This window comes from Devosia sp. P3_B2 (assembly GCF_056402875.1).
The window spans coordinates 164,108-182,732 of the sequence record NZ_JBFUGO010000007.1; the positions used below are offsets into that span (position 1 = coordinate 164,108).

20 protein-coding genes and 1 tRNA gene are annotated in these 18,625 nt (G+C 64.7%); 15 read left to right on the top strand and 6 right to left on the bottom strand.

All coding sequences use genetic code 11. The annotated features are described in order from the left end of the window. Positions 1 to 131: 131 nt before the first annotated feature. Positions 132 to 818 (top strand): PilZ domain-containing protein, encoded by a 687-nt coding sequence (locus AC1DV8_RS12485; protein ID WP_477157675.1) that lies wholly within the window; start codon positions 132 to 134, stop codon positions 816 to 818. 144 nt (positions 819 to 962) lie between these two features. Then, the gene (locus AC1DV8_RS12490) at positions 963 to 1,583 is read left to right on the top strand and encodes a PilZ domain-containing protein (protein ID WP_477149467.1); all 621 of its coding nucleotides are present in this window, start codon (positions 963 to 965) and stop codon (positions 1,581 to 1,583) included. On the opposite strand, the gene AC1DV8_RS12495 is transcribed toward AC1DV8_RS12490, so the two are convergent. Continuing rightward, entirely contained in the window at positions 1,580 to 2,191 is a 612-nt protein-coding gene (locus AC1DV8_RS12495) for a LysE family translocator (protein WP_477157676.1), read from the bottom strand. The genes AC1DV8_RS12490 and AC1DV8_RS12495 overlap by 4 nt on opposite strands. Positions 2,192 to 2,307: 116 nt before the next feature. Between AC1DV8_RS12495 and AC1DV8_RS12500 the strand changes: the two genes are divergently transcribed. Together AC1DV8_RS12500 and AC1DV8_RS12505 are read left to right on the top strand one after the other, a co-directional pair. Then, positions 2,308 to 3,003, top strand: a complete 696-nt coding sequence (locus AC1DV8_RS12500; protein WP_477157677.1) for a helix-turn-helix domain-containing protein — start codon at positions 2,308 to 2,310, stop codon at positions 3,001 to 3,003. Positions 3,004 to 3,067: 64 nt separating this feature from the next. Next, positions 3,068 to 4,213 carry an epoxide hydrolase family protein gene (locus tag AC1DV8_RS12505; protein ID WP_477157678.1) on the top strand — a complete coding sequence of 382 codons (1,146 nt, stop codon included), beginning with the start codon at positions 3,068 to 3,070 and terminating at the stop codon, positions 4,211 to 4,213. A gap of 53 nt (positions 4,214 to 4,266) precedes the next feature. Here AC1DV8_RS12505 and AC1DV8_RS12510 read toward each other — a convergent pair whose 3' ends face one another. Further along, positions 4,267 to 5,253 carry a DUF808 domain-containing protein gene (locus AC1DV8_RS12510; protein ID WP_477157679.1) on the bottom strand — a complete coding sequence of 329 codons (987 nt, stop codon included), beginning with the start codon at positions 5,251 to 5,253 and terminating at the stop codon, positions 4,267 to 4,269. 117 nt (positions 5,254 to 5,370) lie between these two features. Here AC1DV8_RS12510 and AC1DV8_RS12515 point away from each other — a divergent pair, with 117 nt between their 5' ends. After that, positions 5,371 to 6,039 carry a spermine/spermidine synthase domain-containing protein gene (locus tag AC1DV8_RS12515; protein ID WP_477157680.1) on the top strand — a complete coding sequence of 223 codons (669 nt, stop codon included), beginning with the start codon at positions 5,371 to 5,373 and terminating at the stop codon, positions 6,037 to 6,039. Positions 6,040 to 6,060: 21 nt separating this feature from the next. On the opposite strand, the gene AC1DV8_RS12520 is transcribed toward AC1DV8_RS12515, so the two are convergent. From AC1DV8_RS12520 to AC1DV8_RS12530, 3 genes are all read right to left on the bottom strand, one after another. After that, on the bottom strand, positions 6,061 to 6,660 hold the full coding sequence (locus AC1DV8_RS12520) for a nucleotidyltransferase domain-containing protein (RefSeq protein WP_477157681.1): 600 nt from the start codon (positions 6,658 to 6,660) through the stop codon (positions 6,061 to 6,063). A 100-nt stretch (positions 6,661 to 6,760) separates the two neighbouring features. Beyond that, positions 6,761 to 8,170 (bottom strand): type I glutamate--ammonia ligase, encoded by a 1,410-nt coding sequence (glnA, locus tag AC1DV8_RS12525; protein ID WP_477149460.1) that lies wholly within the window; start codon positions 8,168 to 8,170, stop codon positions 6,761 to 6,763. 49 nt (positions 8,171 to 8,219) lie between these two features. Next, on the bottom strand, positions 8,220 to 8,558 hold the full coding sequence (locus AC1DV8_RS12530) for a P-II family nitrogen regulator (RefSeq protein ID WP_046105125.1): 339 nt from the start codon (positions 8,556 to 8,558) through the stop codon (positions 8,220 to 8,222). A gap of 245 nt (positions 8,559 to 8,803) precedes the next feature. On the opposite strand from AC1DV8_RS12530, the gene AC1DV8_RS12535 reads away from it, so the two are divergent. The 5 genes from AC1DV8_RS12535 to AC1DV8_RS12555 all read left to right on the top strand — a co-directional run bounded on the left by AC1DV8_RS12535 (position 8,804) and on the right by AC1DV8_RS12555 (position 12,760). Further along, positions 8,804 to 9,325, top strand: a complete 522-nt coding sequence (locus tag AC1DV8_RS12535) for a GrpB family protein (RefSeq protein ID WP_477157682.1) — start codon at positions 8,804 to 8,806, stop codon at positions 9,323 to 9,325. 79 nt (positions 9,326 to 9,404) lie between these two features. Next, positions 9,405 to 9,489, top strand: a tRNA-Leu gene (locus AC1DV8_RS12540). Between the two features lie 53 nt (positions 9,490 to 9,542). Beyond that, the gene (gene tig, locus AC1DV8_RS12545; protein WP_477149458.1) at positions 9,543 to 10,922 is read left to right on the top strand and encodes a trigger factor; all 1,380 of its coding nucleotides are present in this window, start codon (positions 9,543 to 9,545) and stop codon (positions 10,920 to 10,922) included. An 82-nt stretch (positions 10,923 to 11,004) separates the two neighbouring features. Then, positions 11,005 to 12,486 carry an NAD(P)H-hydrate dehydratase gene (locus AC1DV8_RS12550; protein WP_477157683.1) on the top strand — a complete coding sequence of 494 codons (1,482 nt, stop codon included), beginning with the start codon at positions 11,005 to 11,007 and terminating at the stop codon, positions 12,484 to 12,486. A 64-nt stretch (positions 12,487 to 12,550) separates the two neighbouring features. Then, entirely contained in the window at positions 12,551 to 12,760 is a 210-nt protein-coding gene (locus tag AC1DV8_RS12555) for a hypothetical protein (protein ID WP_477149456.1), read from the top strand. A gap of 3 nt (positions 12,761 to 12,763) precedes the next feature. On the opposite strand, the gene AC1DV8_RS12560 is transcribed toward AC1DV8_RS12555, so the two are convergent. Beyond that, a complete protein-coding gene (locus tag AC1DV8_RS12560) occupies positions 12,764 to 14,005 on the bottom strand; it encodes a cytochrome P450 (protein ID WP_477149455.1) in 1,242 nt (413 codons plus the stop codon). Between the two features lie 146 nt (positions 14,006 to 14,151). On the opposite strand from AC1DV8_RS12560, the gene AC1DV8_RS12565 reads away from it, so the two are divergent. The 5 genes from AC1DV8_RS12565 (at position 14,152) to AC1DV8_RS12585 (ending at position 18,537) form a co-directional block, all read left to right on the top strand. After that, the gene (locus tag AC1DV8_RS12565; protein ID WP_477149454.1) at positions 14,152 to 14,382 is read left to right on the top strand and encodes a hypothetical protein; all 231 of its coding nucleotides are present in this window, start codon (positions 14,152 to 14,154) and stop codon (positions 14,380 to 14,382) included. A gap of 181 nt (positions 14,383 to 14,563) precedes the next feature. Continuing rightward, positions 14,564 to 15,187, top strand: coding sequence for an ATP-dependent Clp protease proteolytic subunit (locus tag AC1DV8_RS12570; protein ID WP_477149453.1), 624 nt, complete (start codon positions 14,564 to 14,566; stop codon positions 15,185 to 15,187). Between the two features lie 175 nt (positions 15,188 to 15,362). Further along, positions 15,363 to 16,643 (top strand): ATP-dependent Clp protease ATP-binding subunit ClpX, encoded by a 1,281-nt coding sequence (clpX, locus tag AC1DV8_RS12575; RefSeq protein ID WP_477149452.1) that lies wholly within the window; start codon positions 15,363 to 15,365, stop codon positions 16,641 to 16,643. A 98-nt stretch (positions 16,644 to 16,741) separates the two neighbouring features. Continuing rightward, complete coding sequence (locus tag AC1DV8_RS12580) at positions 16,742 to 17,587, top strand: patatin-like phospholipase family protein (protein WP_477149451.1); 846 nt, start codon at positions 16,742 to 16,744, stop codon at positions 17,585 to 17,587. Beyond that, on the top strand, positions 17,584 to 18,537 hold the full coding sequence (locus AC1DV8_RS12585) for a small ribosomal subunit Rsm22 family protein (RefSeq protein WP_477157684.1): 954 nt from the start codon (positions 17,584 to 17,586) through the stop codon (positions 18,535 to 18,537). The genes AC1DV8_RS12580 and AC1DV8_RS12585 overlap by 4 nt, the downstream gene beginning before the upstream one ends. Positions 18,538 to 18,625: the final 88 nt, after the last annotated feature.

Genomic DNA, 18,625 nt, shown 5'->3' on the forward strand with positions numbered 1-18,625 from the left:
GCTGGCTGTACTTTTCGGTGCGATGTCATTAGTTGCCCCGCCGAAATACTGTGCGTCCACGCAGCAGGTAAGGTCTGGTTCATAGCTGCATATGCAAACTTGCGTACGACGACACGCGGGATTGTCCGGCTATGGCTCAGACGAAGCAAGACGGGACCTTACGCAGCCCCAGCCCGGCCAGCCGCAAGGACGTGCGTTTCATCGGCGATGTGATGGGTAGCTACGTGCTCGCGAGCCGCGCGCAGACGCCTGGAGCGGTCAAGGTGTTCGCCTGCCGTTCACGCAGCATCTCGCCGCACGAAGCCGTCCTTAATGCTCCGGTCGCCGGTGCCCCCGGCGATGCACTGACCATGACCTTGCAAGGTCTCGGAATTCTCCATGGGCGGATCAGTCGCATCCTCGAGGGCGGATTTGCGGTGGCCTTCGATTGTACCGAGCAGGAACAGGTGACGCTCGGGGCGCGGATCGACTGGCTGAAGCGTCGGACGCTCAAGACGGTGAGCGACCGCCGGGGCCACAGGCGGGTGCTGCCGCGGGAGACCCGCGCCAGCCTGGTGCTGGGCGGTGGCAAGCGGTTCGAGTGCTTCATCATCGACATGTCGCAATCGGGCGTGGCGGTCTCGGCCGACGTGCTGCCGCCGGTGGGATCCCTTGCCGGGGTTGGGGCCGTTCCCGGTCGCGTCGTCCGGCACATCGAGGCCGGCTTCGCCGTACAGTTCGCCGAACTGCAGTCCATCAGCCAACTCGAGGGACTGCTCACCTTGACGACCAGCGATCATCGCCTCCTTGCCGGCGAAAAGCTCGCACTGAAAGAGTAGCGTCCGGCCGCCCTCGCGGCTCGTATGGTAACCGTATTCTTAGTGGAGCCCCTAGGGATTGCCGGTAGGAGGCAACGGGGCATTCAGGCTTTCACGCTAGCGTGATGATAACGATTACATCTAACGCCAGCCAGGAAGCTCGCAATGAGGCAGGATGCCTCCCCGCGGTCCAGCGATGTACGATTCATCGGCGCGCTGATGGGCCGCTATCTGCTCGCCAGCCGCAAGAATCGCACCCATCGCGTCCAGGTCTTCGCCTGCCGACTGCAGAGCATTTCGCCACAGTTGATGGTCGCGTCGGCCCCAGTACTTGGTGCTCCCGGCGAAGAGCTTTCTGCCAATTTCGAACCCTTCGGAACCGTCAGGGGCCGGGTTGCCCGGCTGATCGAAGGTGGATTCTCGATGGCGATTGAGGCTAACCCCGACGAGCGCGACCTGCTGGTCAAGCGCATCGGCTGGTACAAGAAGAAGGTGTTCCAGGGCGTGGCCGACAAGCGGGCACATCGGCGCCTGATGCCGCGCGACCCACGCTCGACAATCCTCTTCGGCGATGGCAGCCGCTTGCCCTGCCTGATCATCGACATGTCGCGCTCGGGCGCAGCGCTGTCAGCGGACGTACAGCCCGATCTCGGCACACCCCTGGCAGTGGGCCGGGTGGTGGCGCGTGTGGTGCGCTGGCTGGAGGTCGGCTTCGCCGTGCAGTTCCTCAGCGAGCAGGACCCCGAGGGCCTCGAGGAGCGCCTGCACCTGTCCGCCGGCGCCTAGCGCTCGGTCAGCGCCAGTTTAGCCCCCAGCGCCACGAAAGCGGCGGCGAAGCTGCGACGCATCCAGGTGAGGACGCGCGGGCGGGTGACGATGTGCTGGCGCACCGCAGCGGCGAACACGCCGTAGATGGCGAAGATCACGAAGGTGGCTGCCATGAACACCGCGCTCAATTCCAGCATCTGGGGCAGGGCGTCGGGCGAGTCCGTCCGCACGAACTGGGGCAGGAAGGCAAAAAAGAAGATCGACAGCTTCGGATTGAGGATGTTGATCAGGATGCCCGAGACCAACACCTGGCGCACTGATTTCGGCGCCGCCTCGGTGTCGACGCTGAGAGCGCCTTTCTCCCTGAGCGTCGCCCAGGCCATGTAGAGCAGGTAGGCGACGCCGAGGTATTTGACGATCTCGAAGGCCAGTGCGCTGGTGTGAAGCAGGGCGGCGAGCCCGGTGATCGCCGCGGCCACGTGCGGGATGATCCCCAGCGTGCACGCGAGTGCCGCGAGGATGCTGGCACTCGCGCCGCGCGTAAGGCCCGCAGCTAGCGTATACAGCACGCCGGTCCCCGGCGAGGCGACGATGACCAGCGTGGTGATGAGGAATTCGGGCGTCATGGCGGGCTCCGGACCAGCAAGGCAGGCGGCAGCATAGCCATGTCGGCGACGAGCGCCAGAGGGTTGGCAGGGCAGGTGATTTGGCATCCCGGCGTGTCGCTGCTAGGCTCCGTTCCATGAAGCGCATCGTGCAAAGCCGGCCGATCGACTCGCCCTTCGTCGAGAGCATCAGCTCCGTTCGTTTCGACACGACCGGGACGACGCTGATGCAGCCCGACGGCTGCTGGGATATCGCGATCATCAAGCGTGGCGACGAGACCATGGTGCTGCGCACCGGGCTCACCACCCAGCCGGTGGTCTACGAGCACGAGGTGGGCGACGAGCAGCTGGTGATCTCGTTCAAGCCGCACAGCTTCATGCCGCTGATGCCGGGCGACATCATGCGCGACGAAGGCGTGATGCTGGAGAAGTTCGGCAAGGGCGGCTTCTGGATCGGCACCGACGTGCGCGAGATTCCGACCTTCGAGAATGCCGACGTGTTCGTCGAGCGGCTGGTGCGCGACGGGATCATCGACAGCAACGAGCTGGTCGCCTCGGTGGTCGAAGGCCAGCCCAAGGCGATGACCGAGCGCACGCTGCAGCGGCATTTTCTCCGCACCACCGGGCTTACCTACAAGCACTTCACGCTGGTGCAGCGGGCGCAGAAGGCTGTGTCGATGCTGCAGATGGGCCGGCCGGCGGTGGACGTGGCACTGGCGCTGGGTTTTTCGGACCAGGCGCACATGATCAATTCGCTCAAGGCGATCATGGGCCAGACCCCGAAAGAGATCGTCCGGGCGGTCCCGAATCCGGTTGTCGGAAACTTCCAATAATCCCTAGTGGGGGTTGGGTACGAAGGGGTGTCTTCAACGATCACCCCCGAACGGAGTACCCGAAATGGCCACCATCACCCCCTTCAAGATCGACGTTTCCGCCGCTCAGTTGCAGGACCTGCGCGACCGTCTCGCCCGCACCGTGATGCCGAGCGAAGTTGACGGCAGCTGGGCCGCCGGCCCGACCAACGCTTACGTCCGTGGCGCCGTCGACCGGCTGCTGGACGGTTTTGACTGGCGCAAGGCCGAGGCAGAGATCAACGGGCTGCCGCAGTTCACCACCGAGATCGACGGCCAGAACGTCCACTTCATCCATGTGAAGTCGGCCGAAAAGAACGCCACGCCGCTGCTGCTGATCCACGGCTGGCCGGGTTCGATCGTCGAGTTCCTCGATGTGATCGGGCCGCTGACCAACCCTGTCGCCCACGGCGGCAAGGCCGAGGATGCGTTCGACGTCGTCGTGCCGTCGCTGCCGGGCTTTGGCTTCTCCGGTCCGACCCGCGAGGCCGGCTGGAACAATGTCCGCATCGGCAAGGCCTTCATCGAGCTGATGAGCCGCCTCGGCTATCAGAAGTTCGCCGTGCAGGGCGGTGACGCCGGCGCCATCATCGGGCCCGAGATCGGCCGCCTGGCCCCCGAGCGGATCATCGGTGTCCACCTCAACGCCGCGACCATGGGCTTCATCCCGTTCGGCCCGGTTTCGCCGGAAGAGATCGCCACCTTCACCGACAGCGAAAAGGTGCGCCTGCAGCGGGTGCAGCGCTTCATGGCCGAGCACTTCGGCTTCAACATCATGCAGTCGAGCCGCCCGCAGACGCTGGCCTACGGCATCTCGGACTCGCCGGCGGGGCTGCTGGCCTGGATCAGCGAGCTGTTCACCAGCTTTGGCGATCGCGTCGACGCCGTGCCGATGGACCGGTTCCTCACCAACTTCATGATCTACTGGTTCACAGGCACCGCCGCCTCGTCGATCCGGCTCTACTACGAGAACGCGCATGATCCGGAGGCTTGGTCGCCCAAGGCGAACTCGGGCGTACCGACCGGTGTCGCAGTGTTCGGCTACGATGAAGTGCCGATCCGTCGCTATGGCGAGACCAGCAACACGATCGTCCGTTGGAACGAGTTCGACGTCGGCGGGCACTATGCGGTGCTGGAAGTGCCGGACGTGTGGGTAGACGACGTGCGCGGGTTCTTCGGCGATATCCGCTGAGCGCCAGCCCTGGAGTTGAAAGGGGCCCAACTGGGCCCCTTTGCTCGTCTCGATCAGGTGGAAGGCTGGCGGCGGAAGATGCCGCGGATCGCCTTCCATGCAGGCGCGATGGCGAAACTGGCGACCGGGATGAGCGCCAGCCCGAGCAGCAGGCCGAAAACGAGGTCGGCGACGATGACGGCCAGCTCCGTCGCTAGTTCGGCAAAGGCCGGCAGCAGGCCTGCAGCGCCATGGGCGATCCCCTCGATCAGATGGTCGAGCTGGTCGAGGCCGAAGCCGGCGAGGCCGTGGACGACGATGCCGCCGCCCACCCATATCATCGCCGCGGTGCCGACGACGCTGAGGAACTGCATGATCCACGGCATGGCAACAAGAATGCCGCGGCCGAAGGCCCGGCCGCCGCGCGTTAGGCCCTTCCGGGCCAGGGCGAGGCCGATATCGTCGGCTTTGACGATCAGCGCCACCGCGCCATAGACGAGCAGCGTGATGCCGATGCCGACGACGGCGAGGACCAGCGCCTGCTCCCAGAACGGCATCTCCGGCAGCGCGGCCAGCGCAATGGTCATGATCTCGGCCGAGAGGATGAAATCGGTCTGGATGGCGCCGGCGACGCGCTCGTTCTCCAGCGATCTTGGCTCGTTAGCAGGCTGCTCCAGGTCGGCCTCGAGCGCGTGGGCTTCGTGCGGAAACACCGCCTCGTAGACCTTCTCGGCGCCTTCGTAGCAAAGATAGGCGCCGCCGATCATCAGCAGCGGGGTGATGAGCCAGGGTGCGAAGAAGCTCAGTGCCAGCGCCGCGGGAAGCAGGATCAGCAGCTTGTTGCGGACCGAGCCGACGGCGATCTTCCATACGATCGGCAACTCGCGATTGGCCTCGAATCCGGTGACGTAGTTGGGCGTCACCGCCGTATCGTCGATCACCGCTCCGGCGGCCTTCAGTCCGGCCTTGGCGGCCTGTCCGGCGACGTCGTCGATCGAGGCCGCCGCCACCTTGGCCAGCGCAGTCACGTCGTCGAGCAGTCCGAGCAGGCCGATACTCATGTCGAATCCCCGTTGTTGGCGTTCAGCATGCCAGCCCCCGAGCGCCGAGCAAACAGGTGGGGCTGTCATCAACGCGGCGACAGCGCTAAAGCTGCCGGCTCTCGCAAGGAGACTGCTGTGCTGCCGTGGATTGAGCTGGGTCGGGCGAAGGTGCCGGGGGGCGATGAGTTCCGGCTGATGCAGCGCGGCCAGGAGTTCACTATCTTCGCCGGGACGATCGGGCTGATGAGCAGCCGGCTGAGCGGCTCCGAGGAAGTGATGGCGACGATTGCCGCCGAGCGCATCGGCGACCGGCCGAAAGCGCGGGTGCTCATCGGCGGGCTCGGCATGGGTTTTACCCTGCGCGCGGCGCTTCAGGCGTTTCGGTCGGACGTGGAGCTGGTGGTTGCCGAGCTGGTGCCGGAGATCGTCACCTGGGCCCGCGGGCCGCTGGCCACCATCCACGGCGACAGTCTCGACGATCCGCGCGTGACGCTGCGGCAGGGTGACGTCGGCGGCGTCATGGCCGGCGACGCGCAGAAGTTCGATGCCATCCTGCTCGATGTCGACAACGGCCCGGAAGGCCTGTCGCGCCCCGGCAATGACCGGCTCTACAGCCACGGTGGCATCGCCGCCGCCAAGGCAGCGCTGCGGCCCGGCGGGATGCTCGCGGTGTGGTCGGTTGCCCCCGACGCGCATTTCACCAAGCGGCTGCAGCAATCGGGGATGAAGGTCGAGGAACTGAAAGCCCGCGCGCACGGCGGCAAAGGTGCGCGGCACGTGATCTGGGTGGCGACGAGGGTGTAGGCGACCCCGTGTGTGCCGGCGTCATCCCGCCGCGACGATATCCTCAAGCGTCGCCAGGAACTCCGGGTGTGCCAAGGCGACCGCGGAACGAAGCCAGCCGATCGCGTTCCCTTGGAGGTGCGGTAGGCAGCGGCGCAGATCCTCGAGATCCTTCGGGCGGGGTTCCTTGCACTTGTAGAGGAGCTGAATCTCGGGAGCGATGATGGGGAACCCCAGCGTGGAGGTCGTGAAAGTCGATTGGATCGGTCGCTGGATGGTGCGTTCGCGTCGATAGGCCCAGGCGTCATCCCGTTGGGATTCGGCGACGATTTCGAAGTCCCACAGAAGCTCGCCGACCCGGCGCAGCCAGAGACTGAATGGCGATGCGGGCAGAGGTTCGCCGGTCCGGTACGGCGTCAGCTGCTTGTTGCGGGCAATGGCGATTTCAAAGCCCTGAAGCGAGGGCAGGAGCCTTGCCAGGTCGGTGTGGAAGCAGGCGATCTCGATGTCGGAGTGCTCGCGGGTGGTCTCGCCAAGCCACAGGTCGAGCGCCCAGCCGCCGGCAATTGCCCACGGCACACTGGCGCCGGAGAGCCAACCGGCAAGTTCCTGGGGTGAGGTTTGGCGCCAGCGGCTCGACATCGGAGCTCCAGAGCGATCGAAGGCGGATCGATAGCGCTGGGCAAGAAAAGAAGAAAGGGCCCCCGAGGGAGCCCTTTCAATTCGTCGATCGTGTCGGCGATTACGCCGAGTAGTACATCTCGTACTCGACCGGGTGCGGGGTGTGCTCGAACTTGATCACTTCCGTCATCTTCAGCTCGATATAGCTGTCGATCTGGTCGTCGTCGAACACGCCACCGGCCTTGAGGAAGTCGCGGTCCTTGTCGAGGCTCTCGAGCGCCTCGCGGAGCGAGCCGCAAACGGTCGGGATCTGCTTCAGTTCTTCCTTGGGCAGCTCGTACAGATCCTTGTCCATCGGGTCGCCCGGGTGGATCTTGTTCTTGATGCCGTCGAGGCCGGCCATCAGCATCGCGGCAAAGCCGAGATACGGGTTCGCCAGCGGATCGGGGAAGCGCACTTCGACGCGCTTGGCCTTCGGCGACTGGCCGAAGGGGATACGGCAGGAAGCCGAACGGTTGCGCGCCGAGTAGGCGAGCAGCACGGGGGCTTCGAAGCCGGGGACCAGGCGCTTGTACGAGTTGGTGGTCGGGTTGGTGAAGGCGTTGATGGCCTTGGCGTGCTTGATGATGCCGCCGATGTAGTAGAGCGCGTCCATCGAGAGGCCAGCATACTGGTCACCGGCGAAGAGCGGCTTGCCGTCCTTCCAGATCGACTGGTGGCAGTGCATGCCCGAGCCGTTGTCGCCATAGACCGGCTTCGGCATGAAGGTGGCCGTCTTGCCGTAGGCCTGGGCGACCTGCTGGATCACGTACTTGTAGATCTGGACCGAGTCTGCCGCCTTGATGATCGGGCAGAACTTGATGCCGAGTTCGTGCTGGGCCGAGGCCACTTCGTGGTGGTGCTTTTCGATCGGAACGCCCATCGCGCCCATCGCTGCCAGCATCTCGCCGCGGATATCCTGCGCGCTGTCGAGCGGCGGAACCGGGAAGTAGCCCTTCTTCAGCGCGATGTGGTGGCCGGTGTTGCCCGACTCGTACTCGGTGTCGTTGTTGGTCGGCAGTTCGGTCGAGTCGACCGAGAAGCCTACCTTGTACGTGGTGTTCGAGTAGCGGACGTCGTCGAAGATGAAGAATTCGGGCTCGGGGCCGAAATAGACCGAGTCACCGATCCCCAGCTCCTTCACGTACGCCTCGGCCTTCTTGGCAGTGGTGCGCGGGTCGCGGGAATAGGGCTGGTAGGTCAGGGGCTCGAGAATGTCGCAGTTGATGGCGAGGGTCGAGGCGCCGAAGAACGGGTCCATGTAGGCCGAGTTCGGATCGGGCATCAGCACCATGTCCGACTCGTTGATGGCCTTCCAGCCGGCGATCGACGAGCCGTCGAACATCGTGCCTTCTTCGAACAGGTCTTCGTCGACCATGGTCTGGTCGAAGGTCACGTGCTGCAGCTTGCCGCGCATGTCGGTGAAGCGCAGGTCGACGTACTTGATATCCTCATCTTTGATGCGCTTGAGGATGTCGGCTCCAGTGGTCATTCAGTTCCCCTGTGTAAGGCTGGGTTGATGTAGGCGGGCGTGGCGCGTCTCAGAGCGCGTCGTCGCCGAATTCGCCGGTGCGGATGCGGATAGCCTGTTCGATCGAATAGACGAAGATCTTTCCGTCGCCGATGCGACCGGTTTGCGCAGCCGTGCGGATCGCTTCGATCGCTTTTTCGGCGAGGTCGTCGGGGCACACCACCTCGACCTTCACCTTGGGCAGGAAGTCGACGACATATTCCGCGCCCCGGTAGAGCTCGGTATGTCCCTTCTGACGGCCGAAACCCTTGGCTTCGGTGACGGTGATACCCTGCAGACCAACTTCCTGCAGCGCTTCCTTCACTTCGTCGAGCTTGAACGGCTTTACGATAGCCTCGATCTTCTTCATTCAGGCCTCCAACAGGCACCGGTCGGGTGCCGCTCGGTTGTATGCAGGGTCCGTGCCAGCTCGCCGGCGGGCAAGAAAACCTTGCCAAAATAAGCGCCTACGACGAACATCTGATCCTGCAGGCGAGGCGTCATTGCAGGCGCATGCACAAAAGATGTGCATCGAGCCGCTGGTTTGTTCATTTCGGTGTTCCGGAACGAGCGAACGGACAGTGACAAAGATCGGTTTGCAGCGAAAGTGGGCAAATGCTCGGGCTGAAGAACGGTACGAACGCGCTGGTCGACTACGATCCGGATTGGCCGGTCGAGTTCGAGCGCGAACGCAACCGCCTTGCCTCAGCGCTCGCCGGCGTGGCCATCGGCATCGAGCACTACGGCTCCACCGCGGTCCCGGGCATGCGCGCCAAGCCGATCCTCGACATTCTCGTCGGCGTAGCGCCACTCGAGAACTGGCAGCTCGGCCACGATCCGTTGCTGGCCCTTGGTTACGACTACGCCGAGAACGCCGGCGTCCCCGGACGCTACATCTTCGGTCGAGGCCGCGACGCGACCGAGCGGACTCACCTGGTCCACGTTGTCGAACACCTCGGCCACTCCTGGCGCACCAACCTGGCATTCCGCGACGCGCTGCGCGCCGATACCGATCTTCGCGACGCGTACGCAGAAGAGAAGGAACGAGCGGTCGCCGCAGCGCCGGTTGGCCGCGGTAGATACAATGAGCTGAAGGGCGCATTCATCGCGGCCGCCAAGGCGCGACTGGAGCGGTAGTACCCCGCACTCCACCTCTCCCTTTGACCTTCCCCAATTCTTCACATATATGCACGCGACCCGGCCGACGGGGCACCTTGCGGGTGTGGCGGAACTGGTAGACGCACTGGATTTAGGTTCCAGCGCCGCAAGGCGTGGAGGTTCGAGCCCTCTCACCCGCACCAGCCGCCACCCGCACCCCGGCCACACGAAATTGAAAAGTTAACGGGATACCCCAATGCAGGTCACAGAAACCCTCAACGAGGGCCTCAAGCGCAAACTTTCCCTGGTCATCCCCAAGAAGGATCTCAGCGAGCGGCTGGATGCGCGGCTCGACGAGCTGAAGGGCACTGCGAACATCAAGGGTTTCCGCCCCGGCAAGGTGCCGACCGCGCACCTGAAGAAGGTCTATGGCCGTTCGGCGATGTCCGAAGTGCTGTCCGACGCGATCAACTCGACGGTCTCCAAGACCCTCGATGACCGCTCCGAGCGCGCCGCCACCCAGCCCAAGGTCGACCTGCCGGAAGACCAGGATGTGATCAACAAAGTGCTGGACGGCGATGCCGACCTGAACTTTGACGTCAGCTACGAAGTGCTGCCGCCGGTGACCCTGATGGACTTCAAGACCCTCGCGGTCGACAAGCCGGTCGTCGAGCTCGACGAGAAGGACGTGGACACCGAAGTGCAGCGCGTCTTCGCGCAGCAGCGCGGCTATGAGGAAAAGGGCGAGGACGGCGTCGTCGAGAACGGCGATCGTCTCGGTCTCTCGTTCAAGGGCACTATCAAGGGCGAGGCTTTCGCCGGCGGCTCGGCCGACCACGCGCACCTGACCGTCGGTTCGGGCGAGTTCATCCCGGGCTTCGAAGAGCAGCTCGTGGGCATGAAGAAGAACGAGACCAAGACCGTCAAGGTCACGTTCCCCAAGGACTACGCGCAGGACGAACTGGCCGGCAAGAAGGCCGACTTCGAAGTCACCATCCTCCACATCGATGGGCCCAAGGCCGGTGAGCTCAACGACGAGTTCGCCAAGTCGCTCGGCCTCGAGAACGTCGAGGGCCTGCGCAACGCCGTGAAGGACCAGATGAAGGCGGCGCTCGACTCCATGGGTCGCCAGGCGATCAAGCGCCAGATTCTGGACCAGCTCGACGAAGGCCACAAGTTCGCCGTTCCCGAGCAGCTGGTGGAAGCCGAGTTCAACACCATCTGGCAGCGCGTCGTCCACGAGGTCGAGCACCACGGCAAGTCCTTCGAGGACGAAGGCACGACCGAGGAAGCCGCCAAGGAACAGTACCAGAAGATCGCCGAGCGCCGCGTGCGCCTGGGTCTGGTGGTCGCCGAGATCGGCAACCAGAACAAGGTCGAGGTCACCGAGGACGAGCACCAGCAGGCGCTGATCGCCGAAGTGCGCCGCTTCCCGGGCCAGGAACAGCAGGTCTACGACTACTACCGCAAGAACCCGCAGGCCCTCGCTGGCCTCCGCGCGCCGGTGTTCGAGAACAAGGTGGTGGATTTCGTCACCGAGCTCGCCAAGAAGACCGACAAGCCGATGACCCGCGCCGAGCTGAGCAAGATCATCGCTTCGGACGAGGACGAGGTTCCGGAGGAGCACCACCACTAAGCTGGTGCGCTCCAATCACAAGTTCAGGGCCGCCCTTCGGGGCGGCCTTTTTGTTTTCGGCGGGCGCGGCTAGGGTCGGCGCATGACCAGCGAACACGTCCTCCTTACGCCAGCCGAAATGGGTCGCGCCGATGCGCTTGCGGTCGCATCGGGCATCCAGTCGTTCAAGCTGATGGAGGCGGCGGGCAACGCTGTCGCCGATGTGGTGCAGGAGCGCTATCCCGAGGGTCAGGTGCTGATCCTTTGTGGGCCGGGCAACAATGGCGGCGATGGGTTTGTTGCCGGCAAGAAGCTCAAGGAACTCGGGCGCGAGGTTCGGGTGGCGCTGTTCGGCGAGCGCGACCGGTTGAAGGGCGATGCGGCATTCTTCGCCGACCTGTGGAATGCACAGATCCAGGCGGCGCGGCCGGATGGGTTGCGTGGCGCGAAGGTGATTGTCGATGCGCTGCTAGGTGCAGGGCTCGATCGGGACATCGAGGGCGGGCTGGCGGAGCTGATCGAGGCCGTGAACGGGATGCGCGTGCCGATCGTCGCGGTGGATGTGCCCTCGGGCATTGACGGGGCGAGCGGGCAGGTGCGCGGCGTCGCGGTTAAGGCCGATGTGTCGGTGACGTTCTTCCGGCTGAAGCCGGGGCACCTGCTGCTGCCAGGCCGGGCGCGGTGCGGCGAGGTAGTGCTGAGCCAGATCGGCATTCCCGAGAGCGTGCTCGGCGAGATCAGGCCGAACCTCAGCCGCAATGGCCCGGAGCTGTGGAGCCTGCCCAGGCTCGATCCCGAGGGCCACAAGTTTACTCGCGGCCACTGCGTGGTGATGTCCGGCGGACCGCTGCAGACGGGCGCCAGCCGGATGACGGCGATGGCGGCGCTGCGGACCGGGGCAGGGCTGGTGACGCTGGCGGGCGCACATTCGTCGCTGCTGATCCAGGCCAACCACGTCACGGCGATCATGCTGAAGCCAGTAGATGGGGCGGCGAGCCTGCAGCTGCTGCTACAGGATCAGCGGATCAACACAGTGGTGATCGGGCCCGCGGCGGGGTTGGGTGAGGCGACCAAGGCGAACGTGTCGGTCGTGCTGCAGAGCGATGCTGCCGTGGTGCTCGATGCCGACGCACTGACCAGCTTCAAGGATAGTCCGGAGGCGCTGTTTTCGGCGATCAAGGCCAAGCCCGAGCGGCCGGTGGTGATGACCCCGCACGAGGGCGAGTTCGAGCGGCTGTTCGGTAAGGTGGATGGTTCGAAGGTCGACCGGGCGCGCTCGGCGGCGCTGCGCTCCGGCGCCATCGTGGTGCTGAAGGGCAGCGACACGGTGGTCGCAGCGCCGGATGGTCACGCGGTGATCAACGACAATGCGCCGGCGATATTGGGCACGGCCGGCTCGGGCGACGTGCTGGCGGGCATCATCGCGGGGCTGTTGGCGCAGGGCATGAAGGGGTTCGACGCCGCGTGCGCCGGAGTGTGGATGCACGGCGAGGCGGGCAACCTTTGGGGTGGGCCGGGGCTGATTGCTGAGGACCTGCCGGGGTTGATCCCGGATGTCCTGAGGGAGCTAATGGGTGAGGCTTAGGCGCTGGGGATTTCTTGCGGCCGGGTCACTTACATTCGGCGCCGTTCTGACGGTGTTGGCCGGAATGGCGATGATCGCCAAGGGTGGCTCCCATGTCGAATACTGCCCGCGACTACCGGATCGGTACTGGATTCCGTGCATGCCGTCGTGGGAAGGGATCACGACAGCGATGCTGTTGACGGTGGGCTGGGGCGGGGTCGCGTTCGCCGTCGGGGCCGTGGCGCTGCTCTTGCTCGACCTTGCGAACTGGATTGGGCGGCGGATTCGACGCTGACGCCTACCAAGCCACCTCCAGCCGCTCCAACCCATGGAAGTGGTAGATGTTCTTGTACTGCGGCTCGGCGGCGAGCCGCAGCCCCGGCAGCCGCTCGAACAGCGTCTTCATCGCCACCTGCAGCTCGATCCGCGCCAGAGGCGCGCCGATGCAGAAGTGGATTCCGGCGCCGAAGCTGACATTGGCGCCATCCTTGCGGAACGGATCGAACCGGTTGGCCTCGGCGAAGCGGGCGGGGTCGCGGTTGGCGGCGCCAAGCATCAGGCCGATGGTCTCGCCCCGCTTGAAGCTCAGGCCGTTGTCGAGCGTCACATCCTGCAGCGCGTAGCGGGTGAACATATGGAGCGGCGCGTCGAAGCGAACACACTCTTCAACCGTGGCTTCGGTCTGGTCCTCGCCCGCGAACAGCGCCTTGCGGTCGAGGTCGCTCTCGAGGATCGCCTTCACGCCATTGCCGGTCGTGTGGACGGTCGCCTCGTGCCCGGCGTTGAGCAGCAGGATAGTGGTGGAGATCACCTCGTCCTCGGTCAGCCTCTCGCCGTCGATCTCGGTGGTCAGCATGTGGGTGAGGAGGTCCTCCCTCGGCTGCCGGCGGCGCTCAGCGATCATCTGGCGCACGTAGTCCATAAATTCGATCGAGGCTTGGTTGGCGTCGAGCTCGGTCTCGTGGGTGACGCCGAACATGTACATGGCGACCATGCGGTTCGACCAGTCGACCAGTTGCATCGCCATGTCGGCGGGGAGGCCAATCATCTCGGTGATGACAATGGCCGGCACCGGCGCCGCGAAGGCCCGGAGTAGCTCGACGTGGCCGTCGGCCTCAAAACCGTCGATCAGCTCATTGGCCAGCCGCTCGATGCGCGGGCGCAACTGCTCGACGTTGCGCGAGACGAACGCGCGGTTGACCAGCGCCCGCAGCCGGGTGTGAGCGGGCGGCTCGAGGTTGAGGAGTGTGTATTTCTCGGTCTGGTCGAAGGCGGCGGTGTGCGCCTTGGGCGGCGCCATGCCGAGCTGCTCGCGGCTCATCAGGTGGAGGATCTGCCGGCCGAAGCGCTTGTCACGGAGCAGTGCGCTCACGTCCTTGAAGCCGGCAAAGCACCAGTGCCCGTAATTATCCCAGAAGAAGGCGGGCGAGGCCGCGTGCACCGCGTCGTAGAAGGCATAGGGGTCGCGGTAGAAGGCGAGTTCGCGCGGCTGGGCGTTGGCGTGGCGGTCGGTGAGGATGAAGGGAGCGGCTACGGACAAGGATTGAACCTGCTGAAACGGAAACTGACAGCCATGCTATAGGGCGATCCGGCCCGACGGGAAGCCGTCAGGGGTAGCGGAAACAACTTGCCGCAGCGGAAAAACCGGCTAAACGCCTCGCCAGACACCCATTGGAGTTCGAGCCCGTGAGCGACCTCACCCTGACCGAAGCGATCGACAACATCTACACCTCGCTGCGCGAGAACAACGCCGATATCGACGTCCACATCGCGGCGCTGAAGGCGGCGATGGCCAAGGAAGGCGCCAAGGAAGCCGTGTTCGATCCGGCCAAGCTCGCGCAAAACAACCGCCAGGGCCGCAAGACCATGCAGTCCTACTTCAAGAAGCGCGGCGTCGTGGTGAGCTTCGCGGCATAGCCGCCCCACCGGACTGCCTCCCCATCCGGGCAGCTTCCCTCGATCCCTCGGGTTGCGCGAATATGGGACTATTGCGGCCTGCCACATTGGCGCCTATCTGTCGCTTTACCGCCCGTTAAGCGGGCATCGCCTGAAGTCGGCCGCGAGCGCTGATTCTTCCTTCAAAGGGGCAAATCTCCAAATGAGAGATCCGGTCGATACCTTCTACAACTACCTCGTGCCCACCGTGGTCGAGCAGACGACGCGCGGCGAGCGCGCTTTCGACATCTATTCGCGCCTGCTCAAGGAGCGCATCATCTTCGTGACCGGCCAGGTCGAAGACCAGATGGCGTCCCTGATTGCGGCGCAGCTGCTGTTCCTCGAGTCGGAAAATCCGAAGAAGGAAATCAGCCTCTACATCAACTCGCCCGGCGGCGTCGTGACCTCCGGTCTCGGCATCTACGACACCATGCAGTTCATTCGCCCGCCGGTGGCGACGCTGTGCATCGGGCAGGCGGCTTCGATGGGCTCGCTCCTCCTCGCCGGCGGCGAGAAGGGTCTTCGCGCGGCCCTGCCGAATGCTTCGATCATGGTGCACCAGCCGTCCGGCGGCTATCAGGGCCAAGCGACCGACATCCTGATCCACGCCCAGTTCACCGAGAAACTGAAGCGCCGGCTCAACGAAATCTACGTCAAGCATACCGGCCAGGACTACGACGCCATTCACAACGCGCTCGAGCGTGACCGTTTCCTCAGCCCCGAAGAGGCCAAGGAATTCGGCATCATCGACTCGATCTTCGAAAAGCGGGCTGCGCCCGACGCGTGATGGAGGTTTTACCTATTAAGGTGAATCTCAACGTCCTACGCGAGTGTGACACTTGTGTGATTGTGTGGGTCCCGGCTGGCCGTTAAGGTCGGTCGGGCTTACATTTTGTTTAGGTATCCGGGGCTAGCGTTCTTCTCTAGCCGGGATGGGAGCCCGAACTCCCAGGAGTGACAGGATGTCCAAGGACACGACCAGCGGCGAATCTTCCAAAAACACGCTGTACTGCTCGTTCTGCGGGAAATCGCAGCACGAGGTCAGGAAGCTGATCGCCGGGCCGACCGTCTTCATTTGCGATGAATGCGTCGAGCTGTGCATGGACATCATCCGCGAGGAAAACAAAACCTCGATGGTGAAGTCCTCGGACGGCGTCCCGACGCCGGCCGAAATCTGCAAGGTGCTGGACGACTACGTGATCGGCCAGTTCCGTGCCAAGCGGGTGCTGAGCGTCGCGGTGCACAACCACTACAAGCGGCTGCACCACGCCACCAAGAACCAGGACATCGAGCTTTCGAAGTCGAACATCCTGCTGATCGGCCCGACCGGTACCGGCAAGACGCTGCTTGCGCAGACGTTGGCCCGTATCCTCGACGTGCCGTTCACCATGGCCGATGCGACGACGCTGACCGAAGCCGGTTATGTCGGCGAGGACGTCGAGAACATCATCCTCAAGCTGCTGCAGGCCGCCGACTACAATGTCGAGAAGGCCCAGCGCGGCATCGTCTATATCGACGAAGTCGACAAGATCAGCCGCAAGTCGGACAACCCGTCGATCACCCGCGACGTGTCGGGCGAGGGCGTGCAGCAGGCCTTGCTGAAGATCATGGAAGGGACCGTCGCTTCCGTTCCGCCACAGGGCGGCCGCAAGCATCCGCAGCAGGAATTCCTGCAGGTGGATACGACGAACATCCTGTTCATCTGCGGCGGCGCGTTTGCCGGCCTCGAGCGCATCATCGCGGCACGCTCCGAAGGCTCGGGCATCGGCTTCTCCGCCGTGGTCAAGGATCCAAAGGACCGTCGCGTCGGTGACGTGCTGAAGGAAGTGGCGCCGGAAGACCTGGTGAAGTTCGGGCTGATCCCCGAGTTCATCGGCCGTCTGCCGATCCTCGCCACGCTCGAGGATCTCGACGAGCCTGCGCTGATCGAAATCCTGACCGCGCCGAAGAACGCGCTGGTCCGGCAGTATCAGCGGCTGTTCTCGATGGAAGAGGTCGAGCTGACCTTCCACGAGGATGCGCTCAAGGCCATCGCCAAGCATGCCATCGAGCGCAAGACCGGCGCCCGCGGCCTCCGCTCGATCCTCGAAGGCATCCTGCTCGACACGATGTACGAGCTCCCGTCGCTGGAAGGCGTCGAGGAAGTGGTGATCAGCGAGGAAGTGGTGAACGGCAAGGACGTCCGTCCGCTGTACATCTACGCCGAGCGCAAGAAGGAAGAGGCGCTGTCCACCAGCGCTTGACCCTTCTCGACACAGAATCGAAGGCCTCGCCGCTCATCCGGCGGGGCCTTTTCTTTTTGGACTGGGCGGTCGCATAAGGGCGCCGTGGAGGGTGAGCGATGCGGATCGGTGTGGCACTCGGCAGCGGCGCGGCGCGCGGCCTGGCCCATATCCCGTATATCGAGGCGATGGACGAGCTGGGGCTGAAGCCTTCGGTGATCGCCGGATCGTCGATCGGCGCACTGATCGGATCGGGTTGGGCCAACGGCATGAGCGGAGCGGAGCTGCGCGAGCATGCCTACAGCGTGCTGGGCAGCGTGCAGCAGATCGCCACGACCTTGTGGAACCGCAACCGGCCGAACCTCAAGCGGCTGATGGCCTCGGGGCTCTCGGTGCAGGTCAACTCCGAGGGGATCGCGAATGCCTTCCTGCCCGAGGGCTTCCCCGACGATTTCGCCGAGCTGAAGGTGCCGTTCTATGTCGTCGCGACCGACTTCTACGCCTGGAAGGAGGTCGTGTTCGACAGCGGCCCGCTGCGGCCGGCGATCGCGGCCTCGATGGCGATACCGAGCCTGTTCCGGCCGGTCAGCCTCAACGGCCGCTACTTCATCGATGGTGGGGTGAGCAACCCGTTGCCGCTGGGGCACATCGCAGGCAGGTGCGATGTGCTTATCGGCATCGACGTGCACCGAACCCCGGAACTGCTCGATCCGACGCGCGAGCCGAGCATTACCGATGCCGCAGTGGTGGCGACGGATATCATGTCGCAGAAGCTAGTGGACGCAACGGTGCTGCAGCACCCGCCGGATGTCTACGTGCGCGCCGAGGTTGGGCCGTTCAGCGGCCGCGAGTTCTGGCGGGTGCGCGAGATCGTCGACAACGCCGAGCGAGACAAGGATCGCTTCAAGCGGGCGGTCAGCGATGCGCTGCTGGCCTACGGCGTGCGCAAAGGCGGGCGCCGGTGACCGACCTGCCAGCCGAATTGACTGCTGCCGTTCGCCGCCTTGCCGAGGGGCGGAAGGGCCTCGGCGACAGCTCGACCCGGATATCCGAGCACTACCGTCAACGCGGCGCCTCACGGCAGGTGATCGGTGGCGCCGATGACGCCATCGCCTATGCGCTGAGCCGGATGCCGGCAACCTACGCCGCCGTTTCGGCCGTGCTCGCTGAGCTCAAGGCGCGTGCTCCCGACTTCGCCCCGCGAACGCTGCTCGACGCGGGGGCAGGGCCCGGAACGGCCGGCTGGGCGGTCGTCGAGGCGTTCGAGGACGTCGCATCCACGCTCATGGATCACAACCAGGCCTTTCTCGCCTTGGCCGAGACCCTGGCGGAGGGATCGGCTCTCGCCGGAGCGGCTCTGGTGGAGGCCGACCTGTCGCGTTTCGAGCAGCAGACCCGATACGACCTCGTTACTTGTGCCTATGCCCTGACCGAACTGCCGGATGCCGAGATACTGGCCGCAGCCGAGCGGCTCTGGCGGCATTGCGATGGCGTCCTCGCGGTCATCGAGCCCGGCCGGCCGCGCGACTACCAGCGGCTGATGGCGGTGCGCCAGCGGCTGATTGAGCTCGGGGGCAGAGTGCTGGCACCGTGTCCGCACGAAGCGCCGTGCCCGCTGGTAGAGCCCGACTGGTGCCATTTCTCGGTCCGGCTCAGCCGAACGCGCGATCATATGCGGATGAAGGGCGGCACGCTCGGCTACGAGGACGAGAAGTTCAGCTATCTGATCCTCGCCCGCAACGGCATCGGGACCCCGGCGAGGGGCCGCGTGCTGCGCCGGCCGGAGGAGAACAAGTTTTCGGTGGCGCTGTCCGTGTGTGCCCCGGAGGGACTCGAGGCCCGCGTCGTGCCGAGCCGGGACAAGCCGGCATTCAAGGCGGCGAAGAAGCTCGACTGGGGCGATGCCATCGGCTGACAGGTCGTCGGCTGAATTCCGTACCATAGGTTCACTTGTCGCGGTCCTGTGACGCGCGTAGGCTTCAATTGAAGCGGGGAAGCAAGAG